This is a genomic window from Citrobacter sp. wls716, assembly GCF_005280975.1.
Taxonomy (GTDB): Bacteria; Pseudomonadota; Gammaproteobacteria; order Enterobacterales; family Enterobacteriaceae; genus Citrobacter; species Citrobacter youngae.
Map to the genome: position 1 here is coordinate 118,776 of NZ_SZWX01000038.1, position 26,627 is coordinate 145,402.

22 protein-coding genes and 1 tRNA gene are annotated in these 26,627 nt (G+C 50.5%); 12 read left to right on the top strand and 11 right to left on the bottom strand.

What is annotated here, in order from left to right:
* Nucleotides 1–158 precede the first annotated feature (158 nt).
* Complete coding sequence (locus FDX24_RS14105) at nucleotides 159–1,811, top strand: alpha-keto acid decarboxylase family protein (RefSeq protein WP_121584864.1); 1,653 nt, start codon at nucleotides 159–161, stop codon at nucleotides 1,809–1,811.
* On the opposite strand, the gene FDX24_RS14110 is transcribed toward FDX24_RS14105, so the two are convergent.
* Nucleotides 1,812–3,047 carry an ion channel protein gene (locus FDX24_RS14110; protein ID WP_048211006.1) on the bottom strand — a complete coding sequence of 412 codons (1,236 nt, stop codon included), beginning with the start codon at nucleotides 3,045–3,047 and terminating at the stop codon, nucleotides 1,812–1,814. It lies immediately after the preceding gene.
* Nucleotides 3,048–3,251: 204 nt separating this feature from the next.
* Between FDX24_RS14110 and glk the strand changes: the two genes are divergently transcribed.
* Nucleotides 3,252–4,217, top strand: a complete 966-nt coding sequence (gene glk, locus FDX24_RS14115; protein ID WP_115643122.1) for a glucokinase — start codon at nucleotides 3,252–3,254, stop codon at nucleotides 4,215–4,217.
* Between the two features lie 108 nt (nucleotides 4,218–4,325).
* On the opposite strand, the gene FDX24_RS14120 is transcribed toward glk, so the two are convergent.
* The 3 genes from FDX24_RS14120 to FDX24_RS14130 form a co-directional block, all read right to left on the bottom strand.
* The gene (locus FDX24_RS14120; RefSeq protein WP_071887368.1) at nucleotides 4,326–4,526 is read right to left on the bottom strand and encodes a hypothetical protein; all 201 of its coding nucleotides are present in this window, start codon (nucleotides 4,524–4,526) and stop codon (nucleotides 4,326–4,328) included.
* 82 nt (nucleotides 4,527–4,608) lie between these two features.
* Nucleotides 4,609–5,343 carry a two-component system response regulator YpdB gene (ypdB, locus tag FDX24_RS14125; protein ID WP_048211008.1) on the bottom strand — a complete coding sequence of 245 codons (735 nt, stop codon included), beginning with the start codon at nucleotides 5,341–5,343 and terminating at the stop codon, nucleotides 4,609–4,611.
* Nucleotides 5,344–5,357: 14 nt separating this feature from the next.
* Nucleotides 5,358–7,055 carry a sensor histidine kinase gene (locus FDX24_RS14130; protein WP_137364498.1) on the bottom strand — a complete coding sequence of 566 codons (1,698 nt, stop codon included), beginning with the start codon at nucleotides 7,053–7,055 and terminating at the stop codon, nucleotides 5,358–5,360.
* A gap of 387 nt (nucleotides 7,056–7,442) precedes the next feature.
* Between FDX24_RS14130 and alaC the strand changes: the two genes are divergently transcribed.
* Nucleotides 7,443–8,681, top strand: a complete 1,239-nt coding sequence (gene alaC, locus FDX24_RS14135; RefSeq protein ID WP_061068244.1) for an alanine transaminase — start codon at nucleotides 7,443–7,445, stop codon at nucleotides 8,679–8,681.
* A gap of 65 nt (nucleotides 8,682–8,746) precedes the next feature.
* On the opposite strand, the gene ypdK is transcribed toward alaC, so the two are convergent.
* Complete coding sequence (gene ypdK / locus FDX24_RS14140) at nucleotides 8,747–8,818, bottom strand: membrane protein YpdK (RefSeq protein ID WP_010723117.1); 72 nt, start codon at nucleotides 8,816–8,818, stop codon at nucleotides 8,747–8,749.
* A gap of 344 nt (nucleotides 8,819–9,162) precedes the next feature.
* On the opposite strand from ypdK, the gene FDX24_RS14145 reads away from it, so the two are divergent.
* A complete protein-coding gene (locus FDX24_RS14145) occupies nucleotides 9,163–9,780 on the top strand; it encodes a lysozyme inhibitor LprI family protein (RefSeq protein WP_137364499.1) in 618 nt (205 codons plus the stop codon).
* Between the two features lie 41 nt (nucleotides 9,781–9,821).
* Here FDX24_RS14145 and lpxP read toward each other — a convergent pair whose 3' ends face one another.
* Nucleotides 9,822–10,742, bottom strand: a complete 921-nt coding sequence (lpxP, locus tag FDX24_RS14150; protein WP_137364500.1) for a kdo(2)-lipid IV(A) palmitoleoyltransferase — start codon at nucleotides 10,740–10,742, stop codon at nucleotides 9,822–9,824.
* A 440-nt stretch (nucleotides 10,743–11,182) separates the two neighbouring features.
* On the opposite strand from lpxP, the gene FDX24_RS14155 reads away from it, so the two are divergent.
* Nucleotides 11,183–11,425 (top strand): YfdY family protein, encoded by a 243-nt coding sequence (locus FDX24_RS14155; protein WP_048211012.1) that lies wholly within the window; start codon nucleotides 11,183–11,185, stop codon nucleotides 11,423–11,425.
* A gap of 114 nt (nucleotides 11,426–11,539) precedes the next feature.
* Here the strand turns inward: FDX24_RS14155 and pgtP are convergent, their stop codons facing one another.
* Nucleotides 11,540–12,931, bottom strand: a complete 1,392-nt coding sequence (gene pgtP / locus FDX24_RS14160; RefSeq protein ID WP_040231431.1) for a phosphoglycerate transporter PgtP — start codon at nucleotides 12,929–12,931, stop codon at nucleotides 11,540–11,542.
* 415 nt (nucleotides 12,932–13,346) lie between these two features.
* Here pgtP and pgtC point away from each other — a divergent pair, with 415 nt between their 5' ends.
* From pgtC to pgtA, 3 genes are read left to right on the top strand one after another with little or no spacing between them, the layout of a single operon-like run.
* Nucleotides 13,347–14,546, top strand: coding sequence for a phosphoglycerate transport regulator PgtC (gene pgtC / locus FDX24_RS14165; RefSeq protein WP_105242214.1), 1,200 nt, complete (start codon nucleotides 13,347–13,349; stop codon nucleotides 14,544–14,546).
* Nucleotides 14,543–16,552, top strand: a complete 2,010-nt coding sequence (gene pgtB, locus FDX24_RS14170) for a two-component system sensor histidine kinase PgtB (protein ID WP_137364501.1) — start codon at nucleotides 14,543–14,545, stop codon at nucleotides 16,550–16,552. Before pgtC ends, pgtB begins: the two co-directional genes overlap by 4 nt.
* Nucleotides 16,542–17,789 (top strand): two-component system response regulator PgtA, encoded by a 1,248-nt coding sequence (pgtA, locus tag FDX24_RS14175; protein ID WP_048212549.1) that lies wholly within the window; start codon nucleotides 16,542–16,544, stop codon nucleotides 17,787–17,789. The genes pgtB and pgtA overlap by 11 nt, the downstream gene beginning before the upstream one ends.
* 100 nt (nucleotides 17,790–17,889) lie before the next feature.
* On the opposite strand, the gene FDX24_RS14180 is transcribed toward pgtA, so the two are convergent.
* From FDX24_RS14180 to FDX24_RS14190, 3 genes are all read right to left on the bottom strand, one after another.
* Nucleotides 17,890–18,429, bottom strand: coding sequence for a DUF2058 domain-containing protein (locus tag FDX24_RS14180; RefSeq protein ID WP_048211015.1), 540 nt, complete (start codon nucleotides 18,427–18,429; stop codon nucleotides 17,890–17,892).
* Nucleotides 18,430–18,636: 207 nt separating this feature from the next.
* A tRNA-Arg gene (locus tag FDX24_RS14185) sits at nucleotides 18,637–18,711 on the bottom strand.
* A 75-nt stretch (nucleotides 18,712–18,786) separates the two neighbouring features.
* Nucleotides 18,787–19,728 carry a formate/nitrite transporter family protein gene (locus tag FDX24_RS14190; protein WP_137364502.1) on the bottom strand — a complete coding sequence of 314 codons (942 nt, stop codon included), beginning with the start codon at nucleotides 19,726–19,728 and terminating at the stop codon, nucleotides 18,787–18,789.
* A 286-nt stretch (nucleotides 19,729–20,014) separates the two neighbouring features.
* Between FDX24_RS14190 and mlaA the strand changes: the two genes are divergently transcribed.
* A complete protein-coding gene (gene mlaA / locus FDX24_RS14195) occupies nucleotides 20,015–20,770 on the top strand; it encodes a phospholipid-binding lipoprotein MlaA (protein ID WP_005129765.1) in 756 nt (251 codons plus the stop codon).
* A gap of 60 nt (nucleotides 20,771–20,830) precedes the next feature.
* Here the strand turns inward: mlaA and fadL are convergent, their stop codons facing one another.
* Entirely contained in the window at nucleotides 20,831–22,162 is a 1,332-nt protein-coding gene (gene fadL, locus FDX24_RS14200; protein WP_061068238.1) for a long-chain fatty acid transporter FadL, read from the bottom strand.
* Nucleotides 22,163–22,533: 371 nt separating this feature from the next.
* On the opposite strand from fadL, the gene FDX24_RS14205 reads away from it, so the two are divergent.
* From FDX24_RS14205 to fadJ, 3 genes are all read left to right on the top strand, one after another.
* Complete coding sequence (locus FDX24_RS14205; protein ID WP_005129756.1) at nucleotides 22,534–22,818, top strand: YfcZ/YiiS family protein; 285 nt, start codon at nucleotides 22,534–22,536, stop codon at nucleotides 22,816–22,818.
* A 176-nt stretch (nucleotides 22,819–22,994) separates the two neighbouring features.
* On the top strand, nucleotides 22,995–24,305 hold the full coding sequence (gene fadI, locus FDX24_RS14210) for an acetyl-CoA C-acyltransferase FadI (RefSeq protein ID WP_061068237.1): 1,311 nt from the start codon (nucleotides 22,995–22,997) through the stop codon (nucleotides 24,303–24,305).
* The gene (fadJ, locus tag FDX24_RS14215; protein ID WP_137364503.1) at nucleotides 24,305–26,452 is read left to right on the top strand and encodes a fatty acid oxidation complex subunit alpha FadJ; all 2,148 of its coding nucleotides are present in this window, start codon (nucleotides 24,305–24,307) and stop codon (nucleotides 26,450–26,452) included. The genes fadI and fadJ overlap by 1 nt, the downstream gene beginning before the upstream one ends.
* Nucleotides 26,453–26,627 lie beyond the last annotated feature (175 nt).

The window sequence follows — 26,627 nt, forward strand, 5'->3', positions numbered from 1 at the left end:
TCTTTCAGTGTATACGGTTACACAATCGATTCTTCAAGGAAATTTAAATCGCCAAAACTGTACATCCTGCTTTCCACCTCCTTCGCAGCGACATTCCTGGACAGTCAACGCAGTTCTTCGATACTCAACATGAGGTTACCGTCAGAAGGATAGCTGTCATGCAAACCCCGTATTCCGTTGCTGATTATCTGCTGGACAGGCTGGCAGGCTGTGGCATTGACCATCTGTTTGGTGTGCCGGGCGATTACAATTTACAGTTTCTTGACCACGTCATTGAGCACTCAAGCGTGCGTTGGGTCGGGTGTGCGAATGAATTGAATGCGGCGTATGCCGCGGATGGCTATGCCCGGGTAGTCGGAGCGGGAGCGCTGCTTACCACTTTTGGTGTGGGCGAGTTAAGCGCAATTAATGGTATTGCAGGAAGTTACGCGGAATACGTTCCTGTCCTGCATATTGTCGGGGCCCCATGTCGCAGCGCTCAGCGTCGTGGCGAGTTAATGCATCACACTCTCGGCGACGGTGACTTTCAGCATTTCTACCGTATGCAACAGTCAGTGACGGTCGCCAGTGCAGTGCTGGATGAACAAAATGCCTGCTATGAAATTGACCGCGTGTTGCAAGCGATGTTAACCGAAAGACGACCGGGTTACCTGATGCTACCTGCTGATGTTGCGAAACAACCTGCTACACCACCGAGTGACATACTCATTGTTCCCTTGAGCGAGCCGGAAAGTAGTGTAGCTGCTGCGTTTCGCTATCATGCACGTGAACAGTTGCTGGACAGTTCACGCGTGTCGCTATTAGCCGATTTTCTCGCGCTACGATTTGGCTTGCAGCCCGTTTTACAACGCTGGATGACGGAAACGCCGATGGCTCATGCCACGCTGTTGATGGGCAAAGGATTGTTTGATGAGCGGCATCCTGCGTTTGTGGGCACATACAGTGCGGGGGCCAGCAGTGATTATGTGCGTAAGGCGATAGAAGATGCTGATACGATTATTTGCGTCGGTACCCGGTTTGTTGACACGCTGACCGCCGGGTTTACGCAAAACTTACCTCGCGAGCGCACTATTGAGGTTCAACCCCATGCGTCGCGGGTTGGGGGAAGCTGGTTTAACATCCCGATGGAACAGGCGGTTACTACGCTACGGGAACTGTGCCTGGAAATGTCGTTTTCACTGCCGCCTGAACGTCCTTGTGCCGGGCGTCTGCAGGTTGAGAAAGGCCCTCTGACGCAGGAAAATTTCTGGCATACGGTGCAACAATATCTGGCCCCCGACGACATTATCCTTGTCGATCAGGGGACCGCAGCATTTGGCGCAGCTGCGCTGTCACTTCCTGCCGGGGCGGAGGTACTGGTCCAGCCGCTATGGGGGTCAATCGGTTACGCTTTGCCTGCTGCATTTGGGGCGCAAACAGCCTTCCCGCACCGTAGGGTGATCCTGATTATTGGCGATGGTGCGGCACAGCTCACCATTCAGGAATTGGGAACCATGCTTAGAGACGGGCAAACTCCTGTTATTTTACTGCTTAATAATGACGGTTATACCGTGGAACGTGCCATTCATGGTGCGAACCAACGATACAATGATATAGCCGGATGGAGCTGGACGCTGGTGCCACAGGCGCTAAGTCGTGAATGTCAGGCGGAATGCTGGCGCGTGAAGCAGGCTGTCCAACTGGAAGAGGTTCTGGCTCGTCTGGCAAAACCGCAACGCCTCTCGTTGATAGAAGTGGTGTTGCCGAAGGCTGACCTTCCAGAACTCTTGCGCACGGTGACCCGTGCGCTGGAATCCCGCAACGGGGGATAGCTACTTATCGGGACGGTCAGCAATCATCATTGGTTTTCCGGCTAAGAGCAGCCAGGCCGGAAGCATAACGATGCACAACAGCGGTAGTAGGGTGGTGTCCGGCACCACCACTGCCGCCATAAACAGGCTCAGCCATGCATCACGAGTGACGACCAGTACCAATCCCAGAATGGCGCAGGAGACCGTAATCGCGGCAGGAACGGCTTCGACATGGGCGTGCAGCATCAGCCCCAGCGCGACGCCAACGAATACCGCAGGGAAAATCCGCCCACCGCGAAAACCACTCGCTGCAGCCACAACCAGCGCAGCCAGCTTTATCACCGCCAGCATGAAATAGTCCGAGGCTCCCAGTGTCTGGCTAAATGCCATTTGCTGCATCTCATCCAGGCCCTTAAACAGGGTTAGTGGTCCTCCGATAACACCCAGAATACCGAGGATAAAGCCTCCAACGCCTAGGATCAGCACCGGGTATTTCAGGCGATGTATCAGATGGTGCAAACGAGGCAGGCACCACACGGCCACCATCCCCGCCGCGATAGCAATGGCAGCAACGACCGCGCCGCTGAAGATATCGACCAGATGCATCTGCGTATAGTGCGCGATAGGCAATGAAAAGTGGGGATGAAAGAACAGGCTGGTGGTGAGTGAACCTGCCGCGGCGGCCATTAACGGTGCGAACAGACGATCCCATAGGGGGACATCGTTGGAGCTGTTCAGCGTTTGCGAAAAGACCAGCGCAGCGGCAACCGGGGTACCAAATAGCGCCCCGATGGTGCCAGCAGAGGCGAGGATGGTCCAGTCCAGCTTTGCAATTCGCGGAAACATGCGGCTACCAATCGCCACTGCCAGCGCAATGTTAACGGTCATGATGGGGTGCTCTGGACCCAAACTGACGCCACCCGCGAGGCCAATTATCAGGGCGGCCAGCAGTCCGGGCAATGCAGACGTCGAAACGGGCATACCAATTAAGGGTTCGCAGGCTGGGTCAGGGCCAGCATGACCATGACTGTAGCGGATGATGAGCCCGACCATGACCCCGGTAAGCGTCAGCATAGTAATAATCCAGAATGGAGAATCCTGGGCAATACCGATGCTTATGGGCAGACGTTCCCACAAAAATTGCTGTAAAACGGAAGCCACTTTCATTACAGCAATCAGCACCAGGCTGGACGCTACACCAATCAGCAACGCAGGCGTTGATAGCAAGAGCATCGTTCTGGCTCGCGGATGGAGCATTTTCTATTCCTTAATGCAGAGTCATAGACGTAGTTTGCACAGCCTGCCCAACGGCATCGCTGCAAAAGGTGCTGAAACGATAAAGTAATTCTGTGACCTGGATCGATATTCCACGGGCATCAGCCTTCAGGGCGTTGTTGTTATGCCCCCATGAATTTACAGTGTGACAAAGATGTATTCTGACTTTAGCGGAGCCGTGGAAGAATGACAAAATATGCTTTAGTGGGTGATGTTGGCGGCACCAATGCGCGTCTTGCTCTGTGCGATATTGCCAGTGGCGAGATTTCGCAGGCGAAAACCTATTCCGGGCTGGATTACCCAAGCCTTGAAGCCGTTGTGCGCGTGTACCTGGATGAGCATAGCGTTAGCGTCAAAGATGGCTGTATCGCTATTGCCTGCCCAATAACCGGCGACTGGGTGGCCATGACCAACCATACCTGGGCATTTTCTATTGCCGAGATGAAAAAGAATCTGGGCTTTAGCCATCTGGAAATCATCAATGATTTCACAGCCGTATCAATGGCAATCCCTATGCTGAAAAAAGAGCATTTGATCCAGTTTGGCGGCGCTGAGCCTGTCGAGGGCAAACCTATTGCGGTCTACGGCGCAGGCACCGGTCTCGGCGTGGCGCATCTGGTTCATGTGGATAAACGCTGGGTGAGCCTGCCAGGCGAGGGGGGGCATGTAGATTTTGCGCCGAACAGCGAGGAAGAAGCGATTATCCTGGAAGTGCTGCGGGCTGAGATTGGTCACGTTTCTGCGGAGCGCGTGCTTTCTGGTCCTGGGCTGGTAAATCTGTATCGTGCGATTGTGAAATCCGACGGACGTTTGCCGGAAAATCTGCAACCGAAAGACATTACGGAACGCGCCCTGGCCGATTCCTGTATTGACTGTCGCCGTGCACTGTCGCTGTTTTGCGTCATCATGGGCCGGTTTGGCGGCGATCTGGCATTAACGCTGGGGACGTTTGGCGGGGTGTACATTGCCGGAGGCATAGTGCCGCGCTTCCTGGAATTCTTTAAAGCGTCGGGTTTTCGCGGTGGTTTTGAGGATAAAGGGCGTTTTAAAGCCTATGTGCAGGATATCCCGGTATATCTGATTGTGCATGATAATCCAGGTCTGCTTGGTTCCGGCGCGCACTTACGCCAGACGCTGGGGCACATTCTGTAAGACTCGTGCCGGAAGGTTGCTCTTAGTTAATTCAGTTTAGCCTGTAGCATGCTCTGTACGCGAAGTGGTCGCGAGTTAATGGTTTAGTTAGCTCGCGACCTGTTATTGTCAGTGAGATGTCGTGCTTGTTGCGTTTTGTATCGGTAGTTTCCCGGCTCTCAGTAGCACCATCTCTTGCTTGCACAGCAGTACGACAGCCTGACGTGCCTTCATTCGACGGGAGGTGAGGGCTTTTTTCACCGTACGGCGATCCGCACCCATTTCCAGCATCTGAAAACATAACTGAGATAGCACATGTCTGTATTTCATTGAAAATTCACTTTATTACGTTTTATAGCACCGGCAGTAGATCGCCATTTTACAACGATCCGCACGATCATGACTAATCGCACTATAAATGCATTAATTGCCTGAATTCTTTTACTTTGCTCCGGCTAACCGGGATTTCAAATTCCAGATCTTTTAATCGCAAAATATAGGTGTTGTTAAACCACGGTTCGATCTCGCGGATTTTGTTCAGGTTTACGCAGAATGAGCGGTGGCAGCGGAAAAAATGTGAAGCAGGCAGTTTGCTGCAAAATTCGGTGATGTTCATCGGCATGACATACGATTCGCGTCGCGTGTAGACGAAGGTCATCTTTTCATGGGCTTCAGCGTAGTAAATATCGTTGATTGGCGTAACGATGATCCGCTCGTCTTTGATCAGGTTGATCGTATCGTTTTCACGCATCACCGGGCTGGTAAGGGGGGTTCCTGTTTGCTGTTGCTGCCAGGCTGCCTCCAGTTTTTGCAACATGCCGACAATCCGTGATTCCTGGTACGGTTTCAGAATGTAGTCAAACGCTTCCAGTTCAAAGGCTTCAACAGCGTGTTCTTTCCAGGCAGTAATAAACACAATAAAGGGTTTATGCGCGAACTGACTGATGTTTTGCGCCAGCAGCACACCATCCAGTGACGGAATATTAATATCCAGAAAAATAGCGTCAACGCGGTTGTGCTGCAGGTATTTAAGCACATCCAGACCGTCGTCAAATGTGCCGACAATCTCCATCTGGCTGTGCTCTTTTATCAGCCAGCTAAGTTCCTGTTGGGCCAGGAATTCATCTTCAACAATGATGACTTTCACAACTTAACTCCTGGTTAAAGCAATAATGTGGCCGGGGCTGCTGCAGGTGAGTGCTGGTTTGGCACGTAAAAAGCAATCTCTGTGCCAGGCTCAAGACGGCGGATATGTAGCCCTTCGCCGTACAGGAGTTTAACGCGGTGATGCACATTCAACAGGCCAATTTTATTGCCCGGCATTTCATTAGACTCAACGCGTTCAATGACTTTTGGATCGATACCATGACCGGTATCTCTGACGGCAATGCGCACCCGCTTACCACATTCCGCCACGCTGATAGTGACCACACCTTTCCCTTTGCAGGGTTGGATCCCATGAACGATGGCATTTTCAACCAATGGCTGAATCAGCAGGCTGGGAATAAAACAGCTGACCTCTTCATCAATATCATAAATAACCGTCAACTTATCGCCAAAACGGGCCTGCTCAATGGCAATGTAATCCTTAATTTGATACAGCTCTTTCTTGATGTCGATCTGCTCATCATCTTTTAATTCAATATTATAGCGAAGATAGCGAGATAAATTAAAAATGAGCTGGCGTGCAGTGTCCGGGTTAAGCCGCACTGACGATGAGATCGCGTTTAACGCATTAAACAGGAAATGGGGATTTATTTTACTTTGTAGTGCCCGCAACTCTGCCTTATTTGCCATTTCACGTAGCTGCTCGGCACGGGAAACCTCAAGCTGAGTTGAGATAATTTGTGACAGGCCGATAGCCATTTCTTGTAATGAGGAGGTGATCTGGTGGGCATGGCAGTAGTAGATTTTCAGCGTACCGGTGACCACACCTTTTTCCCACAACGGTATTACCAGCATGGAGTGTATTTCCGGCGTGCGATGTGCTTCATCATTGTTCTTTATGATGATTTTTCCGTAATTTATCGCCTGCTGGGTGGTAGGGCTAACGAAATCATCGTTATCGCGGTAGTTCAGTTCGCCAACGCCGACATAGGCCAGAACGTGCTGGGTATTGGTGATCGCGACGGCATCTGCATGAATATCATGGCGAATAATCTCGCACACCTGGCGTAGCGACTCGCTATTGACCTGACGAAAAAGCGGCAGGGTTTTGTTAGCGATATCCAGCGCCAGTTTAGCCTGTTTTGCCGCACTGGCTTCTTTCTCTCCTTCCACGCTTTGTACCAGCATGACGATAAAGCCGATACAGACGCTGCCAAGGATCATTGGGATACCGATTTTCGAGACAATATCCAGCCCCAGTTCGGTAGTGGGGGCCCAGGCGACCACCAGAATCATAGTCAATGACTCGCAAAGCATCCCGCCTAAAATACCGGCGCGCCAGTGTTGCGCCTTAGGGATTTTTCGGTTGATCCAACCTGCAATACAGCCAGCAAGGATACTGGTAATAAAACAGGGAAGGGCGGTAACACCTCCAATATCAATCAGATAACGGTGTGTACCCGCGATGAGTCCGGTAATGATACCGACCCATGGGCCGAACAGAATTCCTCCTGACATCACGGCAATAATACGCACGTTCACCAGTGAGCCTTCTACCGGTACACCAGACCAGGTGCTGAACAGTGCAAACATGGAGAAAATGGCAGTAACGGCGAGCAGCTCTTTCACCGAGTGGGCTGACTTGTGCAACAGTTCGCGGAACAGGCGGATACGAATCAGGAAAAACAGACAGAACAGCATCAGCGCTGCCCGATCAAAGACCGCCAGCAGCATATTGAATATTTCGTGCACAGGTGACTCTTGCGAAGGGGTTAAACCTCTATGATAGGTAACCTGAGGCAGGATGACCAGCATCCCTGTCAGCATGGACTAATGAGGAAAAACCACAATATTAAAAGGGGATTGTTGCATGATTGTTGTATTTACAATATCTCTCCAGAGAAGGCGGACCTCAACGTAATGTATTTAACAACAAAATGTTAATAATTGGTGATTTCATAAGGGGTGGATATTCATGAATTTCCCGTTTTAGAAATGTTGTTCCTCTTTTATGCCGATAAAAAATATTTTGCTGTACCTCTCGACAGAAGGAAATTAATCAGGCTATTTTCTAAACGTGCCACCATCGTGGCAGCGTCGCTCGGACGGTCCGGGCGCTAACGTACATCTGAGGATATTATGGCTGATTCCCGCCCTGAACGTCGTTTTACGCGTATTGATCGTCTTCCCCCTTACGTTTTTAACATTACCGCTGAACTGAAGATGGCTGCGCGTCGGCGCGGCGAAGATATTATCGATTTCAGCATGGGGAACCCGGATGGGGCCACGCCTCCTCACATTGTCGAAAAACTGTGTACCGTGGCGCAGCGCCCGGATACCCACGGTTATTCAACATCGCGCGGTATTCCTCGTTTACGTCGGGCGATTTCTCGCTGGTATCAGGAACGCTATGACGTCGAGATCGATCCTGAATCCGAAGCGATTGTAACAATTGGCTCCAAAGAGGGGCTGGCTCACCTGATGTTGGCTACATTGGATCACGGCGACACGGTTCTGGTGCCTAATCCCAGTTACCCCATCCATATTTATGGTGCCGTTATCGCCGGAGCACAGGTGCGTTCCGTGCCGCTGGTGGAAGGGGTCGACTTCTTTAATGAACTGGAGCGCGCGATTCGCGAAAGCTACCCGAAACCGAAGATGATGATCTTAGGCTTCCCGTCCAACCCGACGGCGCAGTGTGTCGAGCTGGAGTTTTTCGAAAAGGTCGTCGCACTGGCTAAACGCTACGACGTGCTGGTGGTTCATGACCTGGCCTATGCCGATATTGTCTACGACGGCTGGAAAGCGCCATCGATTATGCAGGTTCCGGGGGCCCGTGATGTTGCCGTTGAATTTTTCACCTTGTCGAAAAGCTATAACATGGCGGGGTGGCGCATTGGCTTTATGGTTGGCAATAAAACGCTGGTAAACGCACTGGCGCGCATTAAGAGCTATCACGATTACGGAACGTTTACACCGCTGCAGGTAGCCGCTATTGCCGCGCTGGAAGGCGATCAGCAGTGCGTACGGGATATCGCTGAGCAATATAAGCGTCGTCGCGATGTGCTGGTCAAGGGGCTGCATGAAGCGGGCTGGATGGTTGAAATGCCAAAAGCGTCGATGTACGTGTGGGCGAAAATTCCAGAGCAATACGCCGCAATGGGGTCGCTTGAATTTGCCAAAAAATTGCTGAATGAGGCGAAGGTTTGTGTTTCGCCGGGGATTGGCTTTGGGGACTATGGTGATACACACGTGCGCTTTGCGTTGATTGAAAACCGTGACCGTACTCGCCAGGCAATTCGCGGCATCAAAGCAATGTTTCGCGCGGATGGTTTGCTGCCTGCCAGTGCGAAATCGACCACGGAAAGTACCGACTGATAACACGATTCCTCAAACGCAAACAGGAGCCAAATGGCTCCTGTTTTTTTGCTGCGTCTTTTTATTTAGATCATCAGGGCGAAAGTACCGGCCCAAACGATGACCATAAAAGAAATGCCCATAAAGAAATATTTCACTTTTCATCTCTCCGCGTACCTGGGGTACGTCTCAATGAACATATGCTTACCTGACAGAGAGCTGATGCGAGCATAAACGAAAGGGAGAATACCCCGCGCTTACTTGGCTGCATCACCTCAGAATTCTGAGCTTTAATGCTCCAGACGGCGCTAATGTACGCCTAAAAATGAGGTGAAACAAGAGGCATTTTTTTATTTAATTTTAGTAACTTACAAGTGTCGTGATTCGGCGACAGTTTAATTTCTGACGGTAATAAATTGCTATTGAGCGACGTGACTGTTACTCAGAGAATTCTCATATCACCTTGAGGTTAATGTGGTTAATTTTTTCGCGGAATTTGATAATGAAAAGGTTAAAAATGACCAGATTAATGATGTTAGCACTTGTTCTTGCGCCATTGACGTCAATGGCGGCTGCACCGCAAGCGTTCAATTTCAGCTGCGCAAGTATTGGTGGTGTGAATAGTGATGGTAAAGGCAATGTATGGATTAATGGCGCAAAAGCGACCATTAAAAGCTTCAATGAAAATTACTGGGAGGCGAAGAGCGGTAAAAATACCGTCTCAATTTCCAGAAAAGATGACGGAAACCCGGAAGTATCCTGGGCTGGCCCAAACCGCAAGCATGGGATTTGTCAGCCTGAGGATAATGTTGATTTCGCTGTGGCGAAAAAATCGACTCATGCTGGCCCATCGTTCTCCTGTTCTGCAGTGGAAAAGGGAAGTATGGAAGAGATTATCTGTCAGAGCCCATCGCTCTCCGCAATGGATCTAAAATTGAACGGGGTCTACAAACAGGCATTGGCTAAATCGAAGAATGACCCAATGCTAAAAGCAGAGCAACGAGGTTGGATCAAAGGACGTAATGAATGCTGGAAGGAGAAGGATGATGAGCCAGCCTGCATTGCCCGAAGCTATAATGAGCGAATGACTGAACTCCAGAACAAGTGGGGCGTTAAGTAATTCAGCCGTAGAAAAGAAGAAAGGCCATTCGGCCTTTCTTTTTAGACATATAGCGAGGTTTCACCCATCGGGCGCGTTTTGAAGCGACGGTGGATCCAGAGATACTGCTCGGGGGCGCGCATGATCTCTTTTTCGATAATTTTGTTCATATAGGCCGCGGCCAGGTTTTCATCTTCCGGGTAACCTTCCATTTCTGGCGTGATAAACAGACGGTAGCCGGAGTTATCAGATTTTCTCACCATGGTGACGGTCAGCATTTTCGCCCCCGACAAACGTGACAGCACGTAGGTACCGTTGGTTGTCGCAACATCTTTGACGGCGAAGAATGGCGCAAATGAACTGCCTTTACGGCCATAATCTTGATCGGGCGCAAACCATACGGCTTCCCCTTTTTTCAGTGCGCCGACAATGCCGCGCAGATTATTTCTGCCGATCATGGCTTTGTTCGAGCGCATACGGCCGCGGGTTTGTATCCACTCCATTAATTTGTTGTTGTGCGGGCGGTAGGTTGCCATCATTGGCTGGCAAAGCCCCATCACGCGGCCCCCCAGTTCCAGCGACATAAAATGCACGCCTACTACCATTACGCCACGGTTATGCGCCTGAGCGCGTTGCAGGTTGTCCAGACCTTCAACATCAAACCATTTACGCACCCGGCGATCTGGCCAGAACCAGGCCATACCGGTTTCAAGCAGTGCCATGCCGAGTGAGCGGAAGTTTTCGTCGACCAGTTTGTTCCTTTCTTCTTGCGACAGATTCGGGAAACAGAGTTCGAGATTTTTATGGGCAATGGATTCCCGGCGCTTTAAAAATGGGCGCGCCAGCGTACCTGTACGGGTGCCCAGAAAACATAAAACAGGATAAGGGAATTGCACCAGTAACCAGAGCACACCGACACCGAACCATGTGAGCCAGTAGCGCGGATGCAAAAACGCGCGCGAAAATTTACATTGGGGGAACATAAGCACCTGTTGTTGGTACGAAAATAATGTATCGCGAAGATTCTTTGTCTACAGCGTTACTCTCTGTCACTGAACAGTTAGGTCACTATGAGCGACAATGGTTCCTGTAAAGAGTGTAAAACTGAGTCAGGACAAACCACGAGGGGTATGAATGATCGGACGCACAATGTACACCCGAAGATTAATGTCATCCAGAAATAATTCCTCAAGTTTCGTAAATGTTTTTTGGTCGATAAAAAGCAAGAATAGACTTATAGATAATATGTTGTTTTTATGACGATTAAATAAAGGTCAATGGAGAATGCCCGGTTCAGAAAATGAACAGTTATTGTAGCGAAAATGTTGCTCGAATTGCGAACGGATAGGAATTGTCTTAGACTATAAACTCAAGGATGTGTAAGGACTTACGTCGATTTTTACGGCAGACAGGAGGTAACGCTATGTTCTATTTTTGGACTTTCCTCGCATTGAGCATTCTGTGCGTTAGTTGCTATATTTGGCAGGTAATGGGCGCTGCCGCGTCAATTAGTTCTTTTTTCGGCATGGCTATCCTTACGGCATTAATTTATTTCTTTACCATACGGTTGACTGACGGAAACGAAATGGTAACGGGACTGTTTCTTTTTCTTGCCCCGACATGCGGATTGATCATTCGCTTTATGGTGGGGGACAATAAGCATTAAATCGCAGGTTCATAACTGAAACGCAATTATGTACCACATTGACTGATTTTCTGGCTTCCATCTGAGCAAACTAAAGTGCCAGCATCGCTGGCACTTTTTTCTCTCTAAAGCCGATTACCTGGCATCAGCAAGCTGCAACTCCGTGTCCTGTTGTTGGGCATTTTTTCGTTGTTGTTCGAGTTCCAGCGCCCCGCGGTGAGACAGATAGCAGAACAGAATGCAGCAGACAATCCCGCCCATCAACAGATAGAAACCGCCATGCCATCCCATTTTATCGACCATGACACCAAACAGACTGGTTCCCAGCGATGCACCAAAAATGTAGCTCATAAAACCGCGTAATCCGACCGCCGAACCGACAGCAAAGCTGGGGACGATTTCCATGGTCTGAACAGACGCAAGGAACTGGGGCACATAGATCAGGCACCCGACGATGGCGGCAAAAATAGTGACCATCAGCAGGGATTCACTTTTCCAGTAACCGATCAGGCAGACGAAGATCAGCGCCATACAAATCATGGCCAACGGCATGCGACGACCTTTAAACAGTTTATCGGTCAGCCAGCCCGCCAGCAGTGTGGAAGGAATTGCGGCCCATTCGAAAAACAGGAACGCCACACTCATTTGTTCTTTCGAGAAATGTTTTTCAGTTAACAGATAAATCGGTAACCAACTGATCATGCCAAAACGCACCATATAGACAAAAACATCTACCAATGAAACATACCAGGCATTTTTGTTACGCAGCACGTAGGTGCAAAAAATTTGAAAGGCGCTCATGTTTTCCGGTGCCTGGGTTACGTGCCGGGCATTTAACACGACTTTTTCTTCCGGCATCATCTGTTCCAGAGCAGGCAAGCCTTCTTCGCGCGGTGAGCCTTTGCCCAACATCAGAACAATAAAAGCAAACAGCACCGCGACACAGGCTGGGACAATATAGCTGGCGCTTTGCCAGTGTTCGCTGCCGAGAATGGCAAAAGCGGCGCCAACAATGGGGGCGACAATACCGCCACCGACGTTGTGTGAGATATTCCAGAATGCGCCAACGCGTCCGCGCTCTTTGCGTGGGAACCAGTTGGCGATGGTAATAAACGAGGGACCGACGCCCATCCCCTGGAACAGTCCGTTGAAGACGACCAGTGCGGCAAAAATCCAGAATCCGGTGCTGAACCCTAAGCCAACGTTGACAATGGCGCACAGGATCAGGCCGCAAGCCATAAAGACTTTCGGGCTGGCTTTGTCTGCCAGGCTACTCATGATGCCTTTACTGATCCCATAGGCAATTAGCATACAACTGCTGAGTAAACCAATCTGTGTTGCGCTGAGATCCAGATGTTCTTTCAGGTACGGGGTAGAGAGGGTGAAGTTATTGCGTACAATATAATACGCAAGATAGCCAAGAAATACGCTAAGTAACGCCTGAATGCGGTATCGACCATAAGTCTCCTGAATTTTCTCTTCCGGGACTTTATTTGCCGATGGCCCTGTCTTAAATATTGATAACATATCATCACCTAAATTTATATTGATGTGAATATCAGGATTTTTCGCAGTGAAGAGTGAAATAGATGGCTAAGAAATTCAAATTGAAGAAATGTGTCACTATTGACTCAATTTGCTGAAAGCGGGGCTGATTTTGACCTTTTTGAATTATGGTGAGGCCAGAGCTATTATTCTTAATGCATTTTTATCATCAGCATGTGCGGGTATTAACAAATTCAAACGACATTTTCAGGTATTCTTTATCTCTGTTATCGCATTCCGTCTGGTTATTTTGATAGCAGTTTTATCTTTTCCATGTGTCGTGATAAACGGGTAAATTTTGTCTCAATATTATTTTTCGAAGATGTTGGTATTTATGAGCAGGATCACAAACAGACTTTTCTGTCGGGGTAGTTTGTTGGCGCTCTCACTGTGTTTTATGTCGCTGTCGGCGACCTGTCTGGCACAGGGGAAGGAGCTGGTGATGGCGACGACGTTTTCCCCGGGGGCAACGGCCTGGATTATTCAGCGCTGGCAAACGGAGCCGGGATCAGTGATGATCCGCACGCTAAACCGGACCAGTTCTTCTCTCGAACAACTGCTCGATACCGCGAATGCGGAGAACGTTGACCTGATTTTGACCTCTTCGCCGATGCTACTGCAGCATCTTCAGGAGCATCAGAAACTTGCTCCTTTTGATAATGCATTGCCGGAAAGCCAGCGTCTGGTGCCTGAGTCAATACGGTCGACGTCTGTAGCCGTGGCTCTCTCGGGATTTGGTCTGCTGATTAATCGTTCAGCACTGACGGCGCGACATCTGCCACCACCGACGGACTGGGGTGATTTAACGCATCCTAAATATCAAAATGCTCTGTTGATGAGTAGCCCATCGCGCTCCGATACCAATCACCTGATGGTTGAATCACTGCTGCAACAAAAAGGGTGGCAAGAAGGTTGGGCGACATTGCTGGCCAGTGCCGGGAACCTGGTGACCATCTCATCACGCAGCTTTGGTGTTGCGGACAAAATTAAGAGCGGATTGGGCGTTGCGGGACCGGTTATTGATAACTATGCCAATCTGCTGCTCAATGACCCCAATCTGACTTTTACTTACTTCCCACACTCGGCGGTCTCGCCGACCTACGTAGCCGTGCTGAAAAACAGCCCGCGTGCCAATGAAGCACAACGTTTTATCCGCTATTTATTGAGCCCGGAAGGGCAGCGGATCCTTGCAGATGCGAATACCGGTAAATATCCGGTAACGTCGCTGGCAGCAGATAACCCGCGTGCAGCCCAACAGGCCATTTTGATGAAACAGCCACCGCTTAATTACCGTCTGATCCTGAAGCGTCAACAACTGGTCCAGAGGATGTTTGATACGGCCATCAGTTTCCGCCTCGCGCAGCTTAAGGATGCCTGGCGAGCGCTGTACAGTGCGGAAGCTCGTCTGAAACACCCGTTACCCGAAATCAGAGCGCTGTTAACCCAGGTCCCAATCGACGCCAGGAACAGCGAAGATGAAGCCTGGCTTGCTCAATTCGATAATAAAAGCTTTGCTGAACAGCAAATGATGGAGTGGCAACTCTGGTTTCTTAAAAACCAGCGCCTGGCGATATCAAAACTGGAAGAACTACAATGAAAGGCGGTTCGCTATGGCAACGTCTTCGTCAGCTCAGCATCAGCAGCAGTTTGCGGGGGGCTTTTTTGACGGGGGCTTTACTGACGCTGAGCGTGAGCTGTGTCAGTTTGTATTCCTGGCATGAGCAAAGCTCGCAAATCCGCTATTCGCTCGATGACTATTTTCCGCGCGTACATTCCGCTTTTTTGATTGAAGGGAATCTTAACCTGGTTGTCGATCAGCTTAATGAATTCCTGCTTGCCCCCAATACGACCGTACGGCTGCAACTGCGTAATCAGATCATCGAACATCTGGACAAAATTGAACTGCTGAGCCGGGGATTGCAACCCGCGGAACAGCAACAGCTGGCGGTGATTTTGCAAGATAGCCGGGCATTGATGACCGAGCTGGACAGGGTGCTCTACAACATGTTCCTGGTACGCGAAAAAGTCAGCGAACTTTCCGCGCGAATCGACTGGTTACATGATGATTTCACGACCGAACTGAACTCTCTGGTGCAGGATTTCACCTGGCAGCAGGGAACGTTGTTGGATCAAATTGAAGCGAAAAATGGCGACGCGGCGTTGTACCTGAAACGCGCCAGGGAGGTGCAGAATGAGCAGCAACAGGTGTACACGCTGGCAAGAATTGAAAACCAGATTGTCGATGATTTACGCGACAGGTTGAATGAACTGAAGTCAGGTAGCGACGACGGCATGCTGGTCGAGAATCATATTCGCTATCTGGAAAATCTGAAGAAAACGGCGGATGAAAATATTCGCACCCTGGACGACTGGCCCAGTACTATCACGTTGCGGCAAACCATCGACGAATTGCTGGAAATCGGGATGATGAAAAATAAAATGCCCGATACGATGCGCGATTATGTCGCGGCGCAAAAAGCGCTGGTTGATGCCAGTCATGCCAGAGAAGCTACACTTGGTCGTTTTCGAACATTGCTTGAGGCTCAGTTGGGAAGTAGCCATCAACAAATGCAGATGTTTAACCAGCGACTGGAGCAGATTGTTCGCGTTAGCGGCGGGCTTATTTTGCTGGCGACGCTGTTGGCGCTGCTTCTTGCCTGGGGACTAAACCACTACTTTATCCGTTCACGGTTGGTGAAGCGTTTTACCGCGCTCAACCAGGCCGTGGTGCAAATTGGTCTTGGCAGAACCGATGCCTCGATCCCGGTTTATGGTCGTGATGAGCTAGGGCGCATTGCGGGGTTACTGCGCCATACGCTGGGTCAGCTCAATACGCAAAAAAGTCAGCTTGAACAGGAAGTGGCAGAGCGTAAGGAGATTGAAGCCGATCTGCGAGCGACCCAGGGCGAATTGATTCAGACGGCGAAACTGGCGGTGGTCGGACAGACCATGACCACGCTGGCCCACGAAATCAATCAACCACTGAATGCATTGTCGATGTATCTGTTTACTGCGGGCAGGGCAATTGAACAGGAGCAGTTGGCGCAGGCCAGAAGCACGTTAACCAAAGCCGAAGGACTCATTACCCGTATCGATGCCATTATCCGCTCATTGCGACAGTTTGCGCGCCGGGCCGAGCCGGGGGCACCGCTGCATCCGGTCGATTTACGGCAAACCTTCAGCGCGGCCTGGGAGTTATTGTCTATGCGGCATAAACCGCAGCAGGGTACGCTTTCGCTGCCGGTTGAGCGCGTGTGGGTTATGGGCGATGAGGTGAGAATTCAGCAAGTTCTGGTAAACATACTGGCAAATGCGCTGGATGCCTGTCCGGTTGCCGCGAAGATTGACGTTCACTGCCAGGTTGAGGGCAGCACGGTGTGTGTATTTGTCAGCGATAATGGCCCCGGCTGGCCTGGTGCGCTGCTACCGTCGCTATTAAAACCGTTTACCACCAGTAAGGATGTTGGTCTCGGTATTGGGCTATCAATTTGTGTCTCGTTAATGACGCAGATGAACGGCGAGCTACGCCTGGCATCGACACTGGGGCGCAATGCCTGCGTGGTACTGCAATTCAACCTGACGGATGTAGAAGATGTTGAGTGATGAATATTCTGTTCTGCTGATTGATGATGATGCCGATGTCCTTGATGCTTACACCTTGTTGCTTGAGCAGGCAGGCTATCGGGTATGCGCGTGCAATAACCCATACGATGCCCGAAATTGGCTACAGGCTGACTGGCCCGGTATCGTCCTGAGTGACGTGTGTATGCCTGGCTGTAACGGTATCGAACTGATGGCTCTTTTTCATCAGGATGATAACCAGCTGCCGATCCTGCTGATTACCGGACATGGTGATGTGCCGATGGCGGTGGATGCGGTGAAAAAAGGGGCATGGGATTTTCTGCAAAAACCGGTCGATCCCGGTAAGCTGCTGTTGCTGGTTGCACAGGCATTGCAGCAGCGAAAATCTGTGATTGCCCGTCGTCATTACTGCCAGCAAAAGCTGCAGGTTGAACTGGTTGGCTACAGCGACTGGATAAATCAGTACCGTCAACGGCTGCAGCAACTGGCAGAAACGGATCTTGCCGTCTGGTTTTATGGGGAACCCGGGACGGGACGTATGACGGGAGCCCGTTATTTGCATCAGTTGGGGCGTAGCGCCCAGGGGCCGTTTATCCGCGCAGAACTCACCGCCGGGAACACCGCTCAGCTCGATGAGCTGATTGCTCAAGCGCAAGGTGGGACGCTGGTATTAAGCCATATAGCGTGTCTGACGCGCGAGCAGCAGCACCATTTGGTTCACCTGCAAAGTCAGGAGCGGCGCCCTTTTCGGCTAATTGGTGTTGGCACGACATCGCTGGTGGAACTGGCGGCAACAAACCAGATCGTGGCCGAACTCTATTACTGTTTCGCCATGACGCAAATCGCCTGCCAGCCTCTATCCCTGCGCCCGGACGATATTGAACCGCTATTTCGCCATTACCTGCAAAAAGCCTGTCTGCGTCTGAACCACCCCATTCCGGAGGTCGACGGGGAATTGCTAAAAGGGATGCGACGTCGTGTGTGGTTAAGTAATGTGCGAGAGCTGGCAAACGCCGCAGAGCTTTTTGCCGTTGGGTTGCTGCCATTGGCGGAAACCGCTAATCCGCAGTTGCATATGCCGGAACCGACACCGTTGGATCGCCGGGTTGAAGAGTATGAGCGGCAAATCATTACCGAAGCGCTAAATATTCATCAAGGGCGTATTAATGAAGTGGCAGAATATCTGCAAATCCCGCGTAAAAAACTGTATTTGCGGATGAGAAAATACGGGCTAAGTAAAGAGCATTATAAGTTCTAGAGAGAAGAGGTGCGGTTATGATAAGGGCAATTGAATGAACATCTGAGTCGTCACCTCATTATTAGAAAAAATGCCGGACTCATTATCCGGCATTTTTCGCTTACCACATTAAATCGTCAGGTACGACGAAGTCAGCATACGGATCGTCTTCGTCTTTCGCTTCCTGACTCAGCTCGCAATTTAAGACGATGTAGCTGTCGTCGCGCTGCGCAATTTTATCGGCAACGATGGCCGGGATAATAGCATATTCGCTGTCACGCTCGCTTTCAGCAGTCAGCCGGGCAATAGCCAGACGTCCTTTAATCAATTGCGCCTGTGTCACCTTATCCACGTAGATTTTTTTAATCAGATTATTATCGGTGAAGTTATACCCAATATCACCTTTGGAAATGGTGATTTTGTTCATTTCAATAAGCTGCTTAATCTGCGCTTTGTATTCTTTCGATAGCGTCGCTTGTTTCTGTTGATCGCTTAACTGCTTATCCCGTTCAATTTGTGCTTTTTTATTCTCTTCAACCGCTTCTCTGGCTTCACGGGCCTGAACGCGTGATTTTTTCGCCGTTCTCTGCACTTTCGCCATTTTTTTGCTGGAAACTAAGCCAGCTTTCAGCATCTGTTCTTGTAGGGTGAGTTTTGTCATTTTTGCATCTGATCCAATAAAATCGTTGTCAGGATTATAACCTTAACGTCCAACGGGATGCCAGAATACGGGGTTTGCCAAACCGGTCTGGCTCCTGTCTGGCATCGCGAAATGCTCAGGCGCTAAACGGCGGGGGAGAAACTGTGTGGAGCTATGGCAAGTACCGTGATGGTGAAATAAAACAGAGCGTTGCGTTCTAGATGTGAATGGTGTCCCCTGCAGGAATCGAACCTGCAACTAGCCCTTAGGAGGGGCTCGTTATATCCATTTAACTAAGGGGACGAAGCGGCATGAGTATAGCGTTTTTTACTCTCAACGGTAAGTCTCAGGCTGCCTGACTGCTCAAACAGTCGCCATTCAGGTCTGTTTTTTCTGGTTTTTCTGCGGTTGTGCTTCCCGCTTTGCTTGCAACCTGGCTTCTTCCTTGCGTTTATTGCTCATATCGTTGCGGATCTGCGCGTGGCTCATCAGCGCGAAGATAAACGTCCCGCCACAGATATTCCCGGCCAGTGTCGGTAAGGCAAAAGGCCAGAAAAAGTCGCCCCAGTGCAGTGTGCCAGTAAAGACCAGATAGAGAATTTCAACGGAACCCACGACGATATGTGTGGTATCGCCTAAGGCAATCAGCCAGGTCATCAGGACAATGACGACAATCTTTGCGGCTCCGGCGGCGGGAAACATCCAGACCATCGTGGCAATCAACCAGCCGGAGACAATGGCATTGGCAAACATCTCCGTCGGGCTATTTTTCATTACATCCATGCCTATTTTGACGAAGGCGTCGCGGGTCGCCTCATCAAAAATCGGCATGTATTCAAACGCCCATGCCGCAACCCCGGTGCCCAGAATATTACCCAGTAGTACTACGCTCCACAGACGCATCAACAAACCAAAATTGCCGAGGGTAGGGTTTTGCATAACGGGTAAGACGGCGGTGACGGTATTTTCCGTAAAGAGCTGTTGGCGGGCCATAATCACAATAATAAAGCCGAAGGTATAACCGAGATTCTCCAGCAAAAATCCGCCGGGACCCCCCTCCAGTTGTACGTGAAAAATTCCCTTTGCCAACAACGATGCTCCCATTGACAGTCCGGCTGCGATGGCTGACCACAATAGCGCCATCGCGTCACGTTCCATCTCTTTTTCTCCGTCCTGGCGGATATGCTCGTGGATCGCCATTGCACGTGAGGGGAGCCTGTCCTCATTGAGCTCTATCTTTTTTCCGCTCCGCTTTTCTTCGCTTTCCACCTGGAGCTCGTCGCTGTGGCGATCAATCTTCTCTTTTTCGATGTCATTCATACCAGGATCCTGAATAAGCACGTATTGCTAAAGCGTAGCGGTTTTTATTTGAAGGCTGGTGGATAAAGTCTGAAATCGCAAAAATGGTAACGCATGTTTTTATTGGCTTCGTTAAAATGAACCATCACTGTGTCTGTATTACCAGGCTATGATCAAATCAGTAAGTTAGGGCATATAGACATCGATTGACGTGCTGTTACAATCGCTCACATCTAATCAGGCGGATACATCATCGTTCCGTCATGGATGGCAATCAGCGATAGCCATAATACACAGGGAGACACTTATGAAGCTTCGCCTGTCGGCGCTTGCGCTGGGAACCACACTTTTGGTGGGGTGTGCGAGCTCCGGTACTGAACAGCAGGGGCGTTCGGACCCATTTGAAGGGTTCAACCGTACCATGTACAACTTCAACTTTAATGTGTTGGATCCATACGTTGTTCGCCCGGTGGCTGTAGCCTGGCGTGATTATGTTCCGCAGCCGGCCCGTAATGGTTTGAGCAACTTTACTGGCAACCTTGAAGAACCGGCTGTCATGGTTAACTATTTCCTGCAAGGCGACCCCTATCAGGGGATGGTGCATTTTACCCGTTTCTTCCTCAACACCTTGTTAGGTATGGGCGGGTTTATTGATGTGGCGGGGATGGCGAATCCGAAGTTGCAGCGTGTTGAACCACACCGCTTCGGCAGCACATTAGGCCATTATGATGTCGGTTACGGTCCATATATGCAGCTTCCGTTCTACGGCAGTTTCACGCTGCGTGATGATGGCGGCGATATGGTGGATACGCTGTATCCGGTTCTCTCCTGGTTAACCTGGCCGTTGTCGATAGGTAAATGGACGGTTGAAGGAATTGAAACGCGTGCGCAACTGCTCGATTCTGACGGTCTGCTGCGTCAATCTTCAGATCCTTACATCATGGTGCGTGAAGCTTACTTCCAGCGTCATGACTTTATTGCGAATGGCGGTAAACTCAAACCAGAAGAAAACCCGAACGCAAAAGATATTCAGGATGAGTTAAAAGAGATCGATTCTGAGTAAGGAATTGAGGCAAATAAAAAGGTGAGCTAAAAAGCTCACCTTTTTTACGTCTGATGGAAATCAGAATGCGTAGTTCAGGTTCATGCCGTACAGCCAGGCTTTCCCTTCTGATTCGAAGGAGTACGGGCCTTCTTCGAATTTCACTTTCTGACCGTGCATATAAGAAATGCCGACATCCAATGAAGCATCCTTATTAAACGCATAGGTTGTACCCGCACTCAGCCAGAAGCGATCCTGATCCGGAATAGAGATGGAACGGCGGTTAGCTGGAACTGGGCTATCATCGAAGGCGATACCAGTACGGAAGGTCCAGGTATCATCGTAGTAGTAGGTCGTACCCAGCGCGATGCGGTAAGAATCTTTGAAACCTTCTTCTTTATAGAACAGAGTCTGGCCGTTGTTGCCTTTCGCTTTAAGCTCCTGGAACTGACTCCAACTGGTATATGCCATGCTGTAGTGAACCGCCCACTGTGGCGCAACGCGGTTATAACCTGAGAACTCCCACATTTCTGGCAGATTCAGATCAAGTGATCCGTCGATTGTGTTGCCGTTAGTGCCAGCAGGCAGGCTGGCAAACACCGGGCGCAACTGCGCGGGAATACGGTCCATTGATGGCAGGCTGCTGCGGTAATCACCGTCGAAGTCAACTTTTACTTCCGAACGGTAGGTGAAACCGTAACGGTTATCTTTATCCACTTCATAAAGAATACCGGCGTTCCAGCCGAAGCCCCATTCGTCACCCTTCAGGCGCGCAATCTGCGTATCTGCCGGGTATTGTGCGGCCAGGGCGGGAGGAACCCTGCCACCAGAGCCTGCAACGATCTGCTGCGGCAGATCACCTGCATAACGCTCAAGCTTCGCTTTGGCATAGACGGCGTTAAAACCGAGACCGAAGCTAAAATGATTATTCAGACGGTAGGCGCCGCTCAGGTTTAAGTTCAGCGTTTCCAGATCGGTTTTTCCGCCCATCGAGCCGGCTGCGTAATTATTGTTAAACTCCGTTGCCAGACCATAATTAGAGGTAACTGACGCCCCCCAACCAAACTGATCGTTAATCGGGGCAACAAAATGCACGTTCGGTATCCAGGCGGTTGGGGCGATATTATCCTGGCTGGCGTCATTACCAATGCGCGAACGCCCGGAAATATCGACATCCGGGTCAACGAAAATCGCACCCGCAGAGAAAGTAGGGCGATCAAACATCATGATCAGCGCGGGGTTACGACTGGCGTTACCAGCATCATCTGCAATAGCGCCTTCACCCGAATATGCCCGGCCAAGGCCAGAGGAAGAAAATTCGTTTAACTGAAAGCCTGCAGACCAGGCCTGTGTGGAGATAATTGCCACTGCGACTGCGAGAGCAGACTTTGTAAACAGGGTTTTCTGGCTCATGACCATAACCTCATAGATTTATTTTTATACAAACTATGTTACATGCCGTAACAGGAGCGCGAAGTGTAGGGTCTGAGGTACCACATAGAAATCAGACCAGTGGCGAGAGTATAGGTCTGACCAGCTGGAATGTTGCAAGTATGTTTATAAATATTTTCAATTCTGATCTAAGAAACGCGATCCAGCTGGCAAAATTGCAGGTGCGCGCACTCACCTGTTTGGGCGATTTTTGTTTTAGATCATTTTTAAGTGTGATTTCGGTCACTTATCGCATTTCGCACAATTAACGACTGGAGAGGCGAATAATGGGAGCGTAAAATGTCCCTATCGTTTATCTGGCACCTCGGGTGCGAATACAGAGGAAATCTACAATGAGTAAATGCAGTGCTGATGAAACCCCGGTTTGCTGCTGTATGGATGTTGGCACCATCATGGACAACTCCGATTGCACCGCTTCCTACAGCCGCGTGTTCGCGAATCGCGCAGAGGCAGAAGAAACGCTGGCCGCTCTGACTGAGAAGGCACGTAGCGTAGAGTCTGAACCTTGCAAAATCACCCCGACTTTCACTGAAGAGTCAGAGGGTGTGCGTCTGGATATCGATTTTGTTTTTGCCTGTGAAGCTGAAACGCTGATTTTCCAGCTGGGCCTGCGTTAATCCCTTCTGCTCATGCCCTTGCCACCCGGTGGCAAGGGCATTTTCGTAACAGTCAGTGACTATTCACTGTGTCATAGCTCTCACTTTCTTTTCTCCTCGCTTGGCTAAATGTAAAAAATTGGTTAAGACTGTGATCAGGTCAGACCACTTATTTTTATTTTTTACAGGGGAGTGTTATGAGTCAGGCTTTATCGCTGGTTACCCGCCAGGGCGACCGTATCGCCATCGTGAGCGGATTGCGTACGCCATTTGCCCGTCAGGCTACCGCGTTTCATGGCATTCCCGCCGTTGATTTGGGAAAAATGGTTGTTGGTGAATTGCTGGCCCGCAGCGAAATACCTGCTGAAGTGATTGAACAGCTGGTTTTTGGCCAGGTGGTGCAAATGCCAGAAGCCCCCAACATTGCCCGGGAAATCGTTCTGGGAACCGGGATGAATGTGCATACAGATGCTTACAGCGTAAGCCGGGCTTGTGCAACCAGCTTTCAGGCCGTGGCAAATGTCGCGGAAAGCCTGATGGCCGGAACTATTCGTGCTGGGATTGCCGGTGGTGCAGACTCCTCTTCCGTTCTGCCTATTGGTGTCAGCAAAAAGCTGGCGCGAGTACTGGTGGATGTTAATAAAGCCCGCACAACCGGGCAACGTCTGAAGCTCTTTTCCCGACTACGCTTGCGCGACCTGATGCCTGTGCCACCTGCAGTGGCTGAATATTCCACCGGTTTACGCATGGGAGATACCGCCGAGCAAATGGCCAAAACCTATGGCATCACGCGTGAGCAGCAGGATGCGCTGGCGCACCGTTCTCATCAGCGCGCAGCTCAGGCCTGGTCTGAAGGAAAACTCGCAGATGAGGTGATGACGACCTACACTCCCCCCTTTAAAGATCCTTTTTCAGAAGATAACAATATTCGCGGTAACTCGACGATGGCGGATTACGCGAGGTTGCGTCCGGCATTTGACAGAAAACACGGTACCGTTACGGCGGCTAACAGCACTCCGCTGACGGATGGCGCAGCCGCCGTGATTATGATGACGGAGTCGCGTGCGAAAGAGTTAGGGCTGGTACCGCTGGGATATCTGCGTAGTTTTGCCTTTACCGCCATTGATGTCTGGCAGGACATGCTGTTGGGGCCGGCGTGGTCAACGCCGCTTGCCCTGGAGCGTGCAGGCTTAACCATGGCGGATTTAACGCTTATTGATATGCATGAAGCCTTTGCCGCACAAACGCTGGCGAACCTCCAGTTGCTGGGCAGCGAGCGTTTTGCCCGCGAAGTGCTGGGGCGCTCCCACGCCACTGGCGAAGTCGATGACAGTAAATTTAACGTGCTGGGTGGCTCAATTGCCTATGGACACCCCTTTGCTGCCACCGGTGCGCGCATGATCACTCAAACCCTCCATGAGCTGCGTCGTCGTGGCGGCGGTTTTGGTTTAGTGACAGCCTGTGCAGCTGGTGGTCTGGGTGCGGCAATGGTTCTGGAGGCGGAATAATGGAAATGACATCGGCTTTTACACTCAACGTGCGTCTGGATAACGTCGCCGTTGTCTCCATTGATGTGCCCGGAGAGAAAATGAACACCCTGAAAGCAGAGTTTGCTTCTCAGGTGCGGGCTATTCTGAAACAAATCCGCGATAACAAAGCATTGCGTGGTGTGGTGTTTATTTCGGCTAAACCCGATAACTTCATTGCCGGGGCGGATATCAACATGATTGGTAGCTGTCGCAGCGCGCAGGAAGCCGAAACGCTGGCCCGTCAGGGGCAGCAGATCATGGCAGAAATTAATGCATTGCCGATCCCGGTTGTTGCCGCTATTCATGGTGCCTGTTTGGGCGGTGGGCTGGAGATGGCGCTGGCGTGCCACAACCGTATTTGTACCGATGATGCTAAAACCGTACTGGGGTTGCCGGAAGTACAGTTAGGCCTGCTTCCCGGTTCCGGGGGCACCCAGCGATTACCCCGTCTTATTGGTGTCAGTACTGCGCTGGATATGATCCTGACAGGAAAACAGCTCCGGGCAAAACAGGCGCTAAAAGTGGGGTTGGTGGATGAAGTTGTACCACAGACCATTTTGCTGGAAGCCGCGGTTGAACTGGCCAAAAAAGACAGCTCGGCACACCGGGTTCTGCCCGTACGTGAACGCGTGCTGGCGGGGCCGCTGGGACGTGCGCTGCTGTTTCGTATGGTCAGCAAAAAGACGGCGCAAAAAACGCAGGGCAACTACCCTGCGACGGACCGCATTCTTGAGGTGATCGAAACCGGTCTCGCGCAGGGCAGCAGCAGCGGCTATGAGGCGGAAGCCCGCGCGTTTGGCGAGCTGGCGATGACTTCGCAGTCTAAGGCGCTACGGAACATCTTTTTTGCCAATACCGATGTAAAAAAAGATCCCGGTAGTGAAGCGAAGCCCGGCCCGCTGAATAGCGTCGGTATTTTGGGCGGTGGCCTGATGGGCGGCGGTATTGCTTACGTCACAGCCTGTAAAGGTGGCGTGCCGGTGCGCATCAAAGATATTAATGCTAAGGGAATCAACCACGCGCTGAAGTACAGTTGGGAGCAGCTTGAAACGAAGGTTCGCCGCCGTCATATCAAAGCCAGCGAGCGTGATAAACAGCTGGCGTTGATTTCGGGAACCACCGATTATCGCGGTTTTGCGCATCGCGATCTGATTATTGAAGCGGTATTCGAAGATCTGTCGTTAAAACAACAGATGGTGGCAGAAGTTGAGCAGAATTGTGCCCCTCATACTATTTTTGCGTCAAACACCTCATCTTTACCGATTGGCGATATTGCGGCTAATGCTACCAGACCTGAACAGGTAATTGGTCTGCACTTCTTTAGCCCGGTAGAAAAAATGCCACTGGTGGAAGTGATTCCGCATGCAACAACCTCTGAGCAGACGATTGCCACAACCGTTAAGTTAGCGAAAAAGCAGGGCAAAACGCCGATTGTTGTCCAGGATAAGGCTGGCTTTTACGTTAACCGTATTTTAGCGCCTTACATCAACGAAGCGATTCGTATGCTGACCGAAGGCGAGCGCGTCGAGACGATTGATGCCGCGCTGGTTAAGTTTGGTTTTCCGGTAGGGCCAATCCAACTTTTGGATGAGGTCGGAATTGATACGGGCACTAAAATTATACCAGTGCTTGAGGCCGCCTATGGAGAACGTTTTAGCGCACCTGCAAATGTTGTTGCTTCAATTTTGAATGATGATCGCAAAGGTAGAAAAAATGGTCGGGGTTTCTATCTTTATGGCGCGAAAGGGCGTAAAAGCAAAAAACAGGTCGACCCTGCAATTTATACGCTTATTGGCGTCCAGGGTCAGGGCCAACTCACAGCCCCGCAAATTGCAGAGCGGTGTGTCATGTTAATGCTTAACGAAGCAGCACGCTGTTTTGGTGAGCAGGTCGTCCGTAGCGCACGTGATGGCGATATCGGCGCTGTATTTGGTATTGGTTTTCCGCCATTCCTCGGCGGCCCGTTCCGGTATATGGATTCTCTCGGTACGGGTGAAGTGGTTGCGGTTCTGCAACGACTGTCCACGCAATATGGTTCACGGTTTACGCCGTGTGAACAGTTATTGCAGATGGCGGAACGTGGTGAAAGATTCTGGGATATCGGGGAAACTGACCTGAATTCATGAGGTCAAAGGTAGGATGAATCCGCACCGAATGTATGGGTCGCGCTCAAAATGTAAACAGAGATTGACTATACTTACGCCGTTGAGGTAAAAAACAGCGTTTCATTCGGTGAATGGATAAGGCACAATGCCGGCCACCACATCGTTACCACGGTCAATAGGGGCGGTGAATAAAGGT

Excerpts from the sequence above, each read along its gene's own strand:
- fadI (WP_061068237.1), top strand. The coding sequence starts at position 22,995 with ATGAGTCAGGCTTTATCGCTGGTTACCCGCCAGGGCGACCGTATCGCC.
- FDX24_RS14190 (WP_137364502.1), bottom strand. The coding sequence starts at position 19,728 with ATGAATGACATCGAAAAAGAGAAGATTGATCGCCACAGCGACGAGCTC.
- pgtB (WP_137364501.1), top strand. The coding sequence starts at position 14,543 with ATGAAAGGCGGTTCGCTATGGCAACGTCTTCGTCAGCTCAGCATCAGC.
- pgtP (WP_040231431.1), bottom strand. The coding sequence starts at position 12,931 with ATGTTATCAATATTTAAGACAGGGCCATCGGCAAATAAAGTCCCGGAA.
- FDX24_RS14120 (WP_071887368.1), bottom strand. The coding sequence starts at position 4,526 with ATGAAATACAGACATGTGCTATCTCAGTTATGTTTTCAGATGCTGGAA.
- alaC (WP_061068244.1), top strand. The coding sequence starts at position 7,443 with ATGGCTGATTCCCGCCCTGAACGTCGTTTTACGCGTATTGATCGTCTT.
- FDX24_RS14105 (WP_121584864.1), top strand. The coding sequence starts at position 159 with ATGCAAACCCCGTATTCCGTTGCTGATTATCTGCTGGACAGGCTGGCA.
- fadL (WP_061068238.1), bottom strand. The coding sequence starts at position 22,162 with ATGAGCCAGAAAACCCTGTTTACAAAGTCTGCTCTCGCAGTCGCAGTG.
- FDX24_RS14205 (WP_005129756.1), top strand. The coding sequence starts at position 22,534 with ATGAGTAAATGCAGTGCTGATGAAACCCCGGTTTGCTGCTGTATGGAT.
- fadJ (WP_137364503.1), top strand. The coding sequence starts at position 24,305 with ATGGAAATGACATCGGCTTTTACACTCAACGTGCGTCTGGATAACGTC.
- lpxP (WP_137364500.1), bottom strand. The coding sequence starts at position 10,742 with ATGTTCCCCCAATGTAAATTTTCGCGCGCGTTTTTGCATCCGCGCTAC.
- FDX24_RS14110 (WP_048211006.1), bottom strand. The coding sequence starts at position 3,047 with ATGCTCCATCCGCGAGCCAGAACGATGCTCTTGCTATCAACGCCTGCG.
- mlaA (WP_005129765.1), top strand. The coding sequence starts at position 20,015 with ATGAAGCTTCGCCTGTCGGCGCTTGCGCTGGGAACCACACTTTTGGTG.
- pgtA (WP_048212549.1), top strand. The coding sequence starts at position 16,542 with ATGTTGAGTGATGAATATTCTGTTCTGCTGATTGATGATGATGCCGAT.
- FDX24_RS14180 (WP_048211015.1), bottom strand. The coding sequence starts at position 18,429 with ATGACAAAACTCACCCTACAAGAACAGATGCTGAAAGCTGGCTTAGTT.
- FDX24_RS14155 (WP_048211012.1), top strand. The coding sequence starts at position 11,183 with ATGTTCTATTTTTGGACTTTCCTCGCATTGAGCATTCTGTGCGTTAGT.
- glk (WP_115643122.1), top strand. The coding sequence starts at position 3,252 with ATGACAAAATATGCTTTAGTGGGTGATGTTGGCGGCACCAATGCGCGT.
- pgtC (WP_105242214.1), top strand. The coding sequence starts at position 13,347 with ATGTCGCTGTCGGCGACCTGTCTGGCACAGGGGAAGGAGCTGGTGATG.
- FDX24_RS14145 (WP_137364499.1), top strand. The coding sequence starts at position 9,163 with ATGAAAAGGTTAAAAATGACCAGATTAATGATGTTAGCACTTGTTCTT.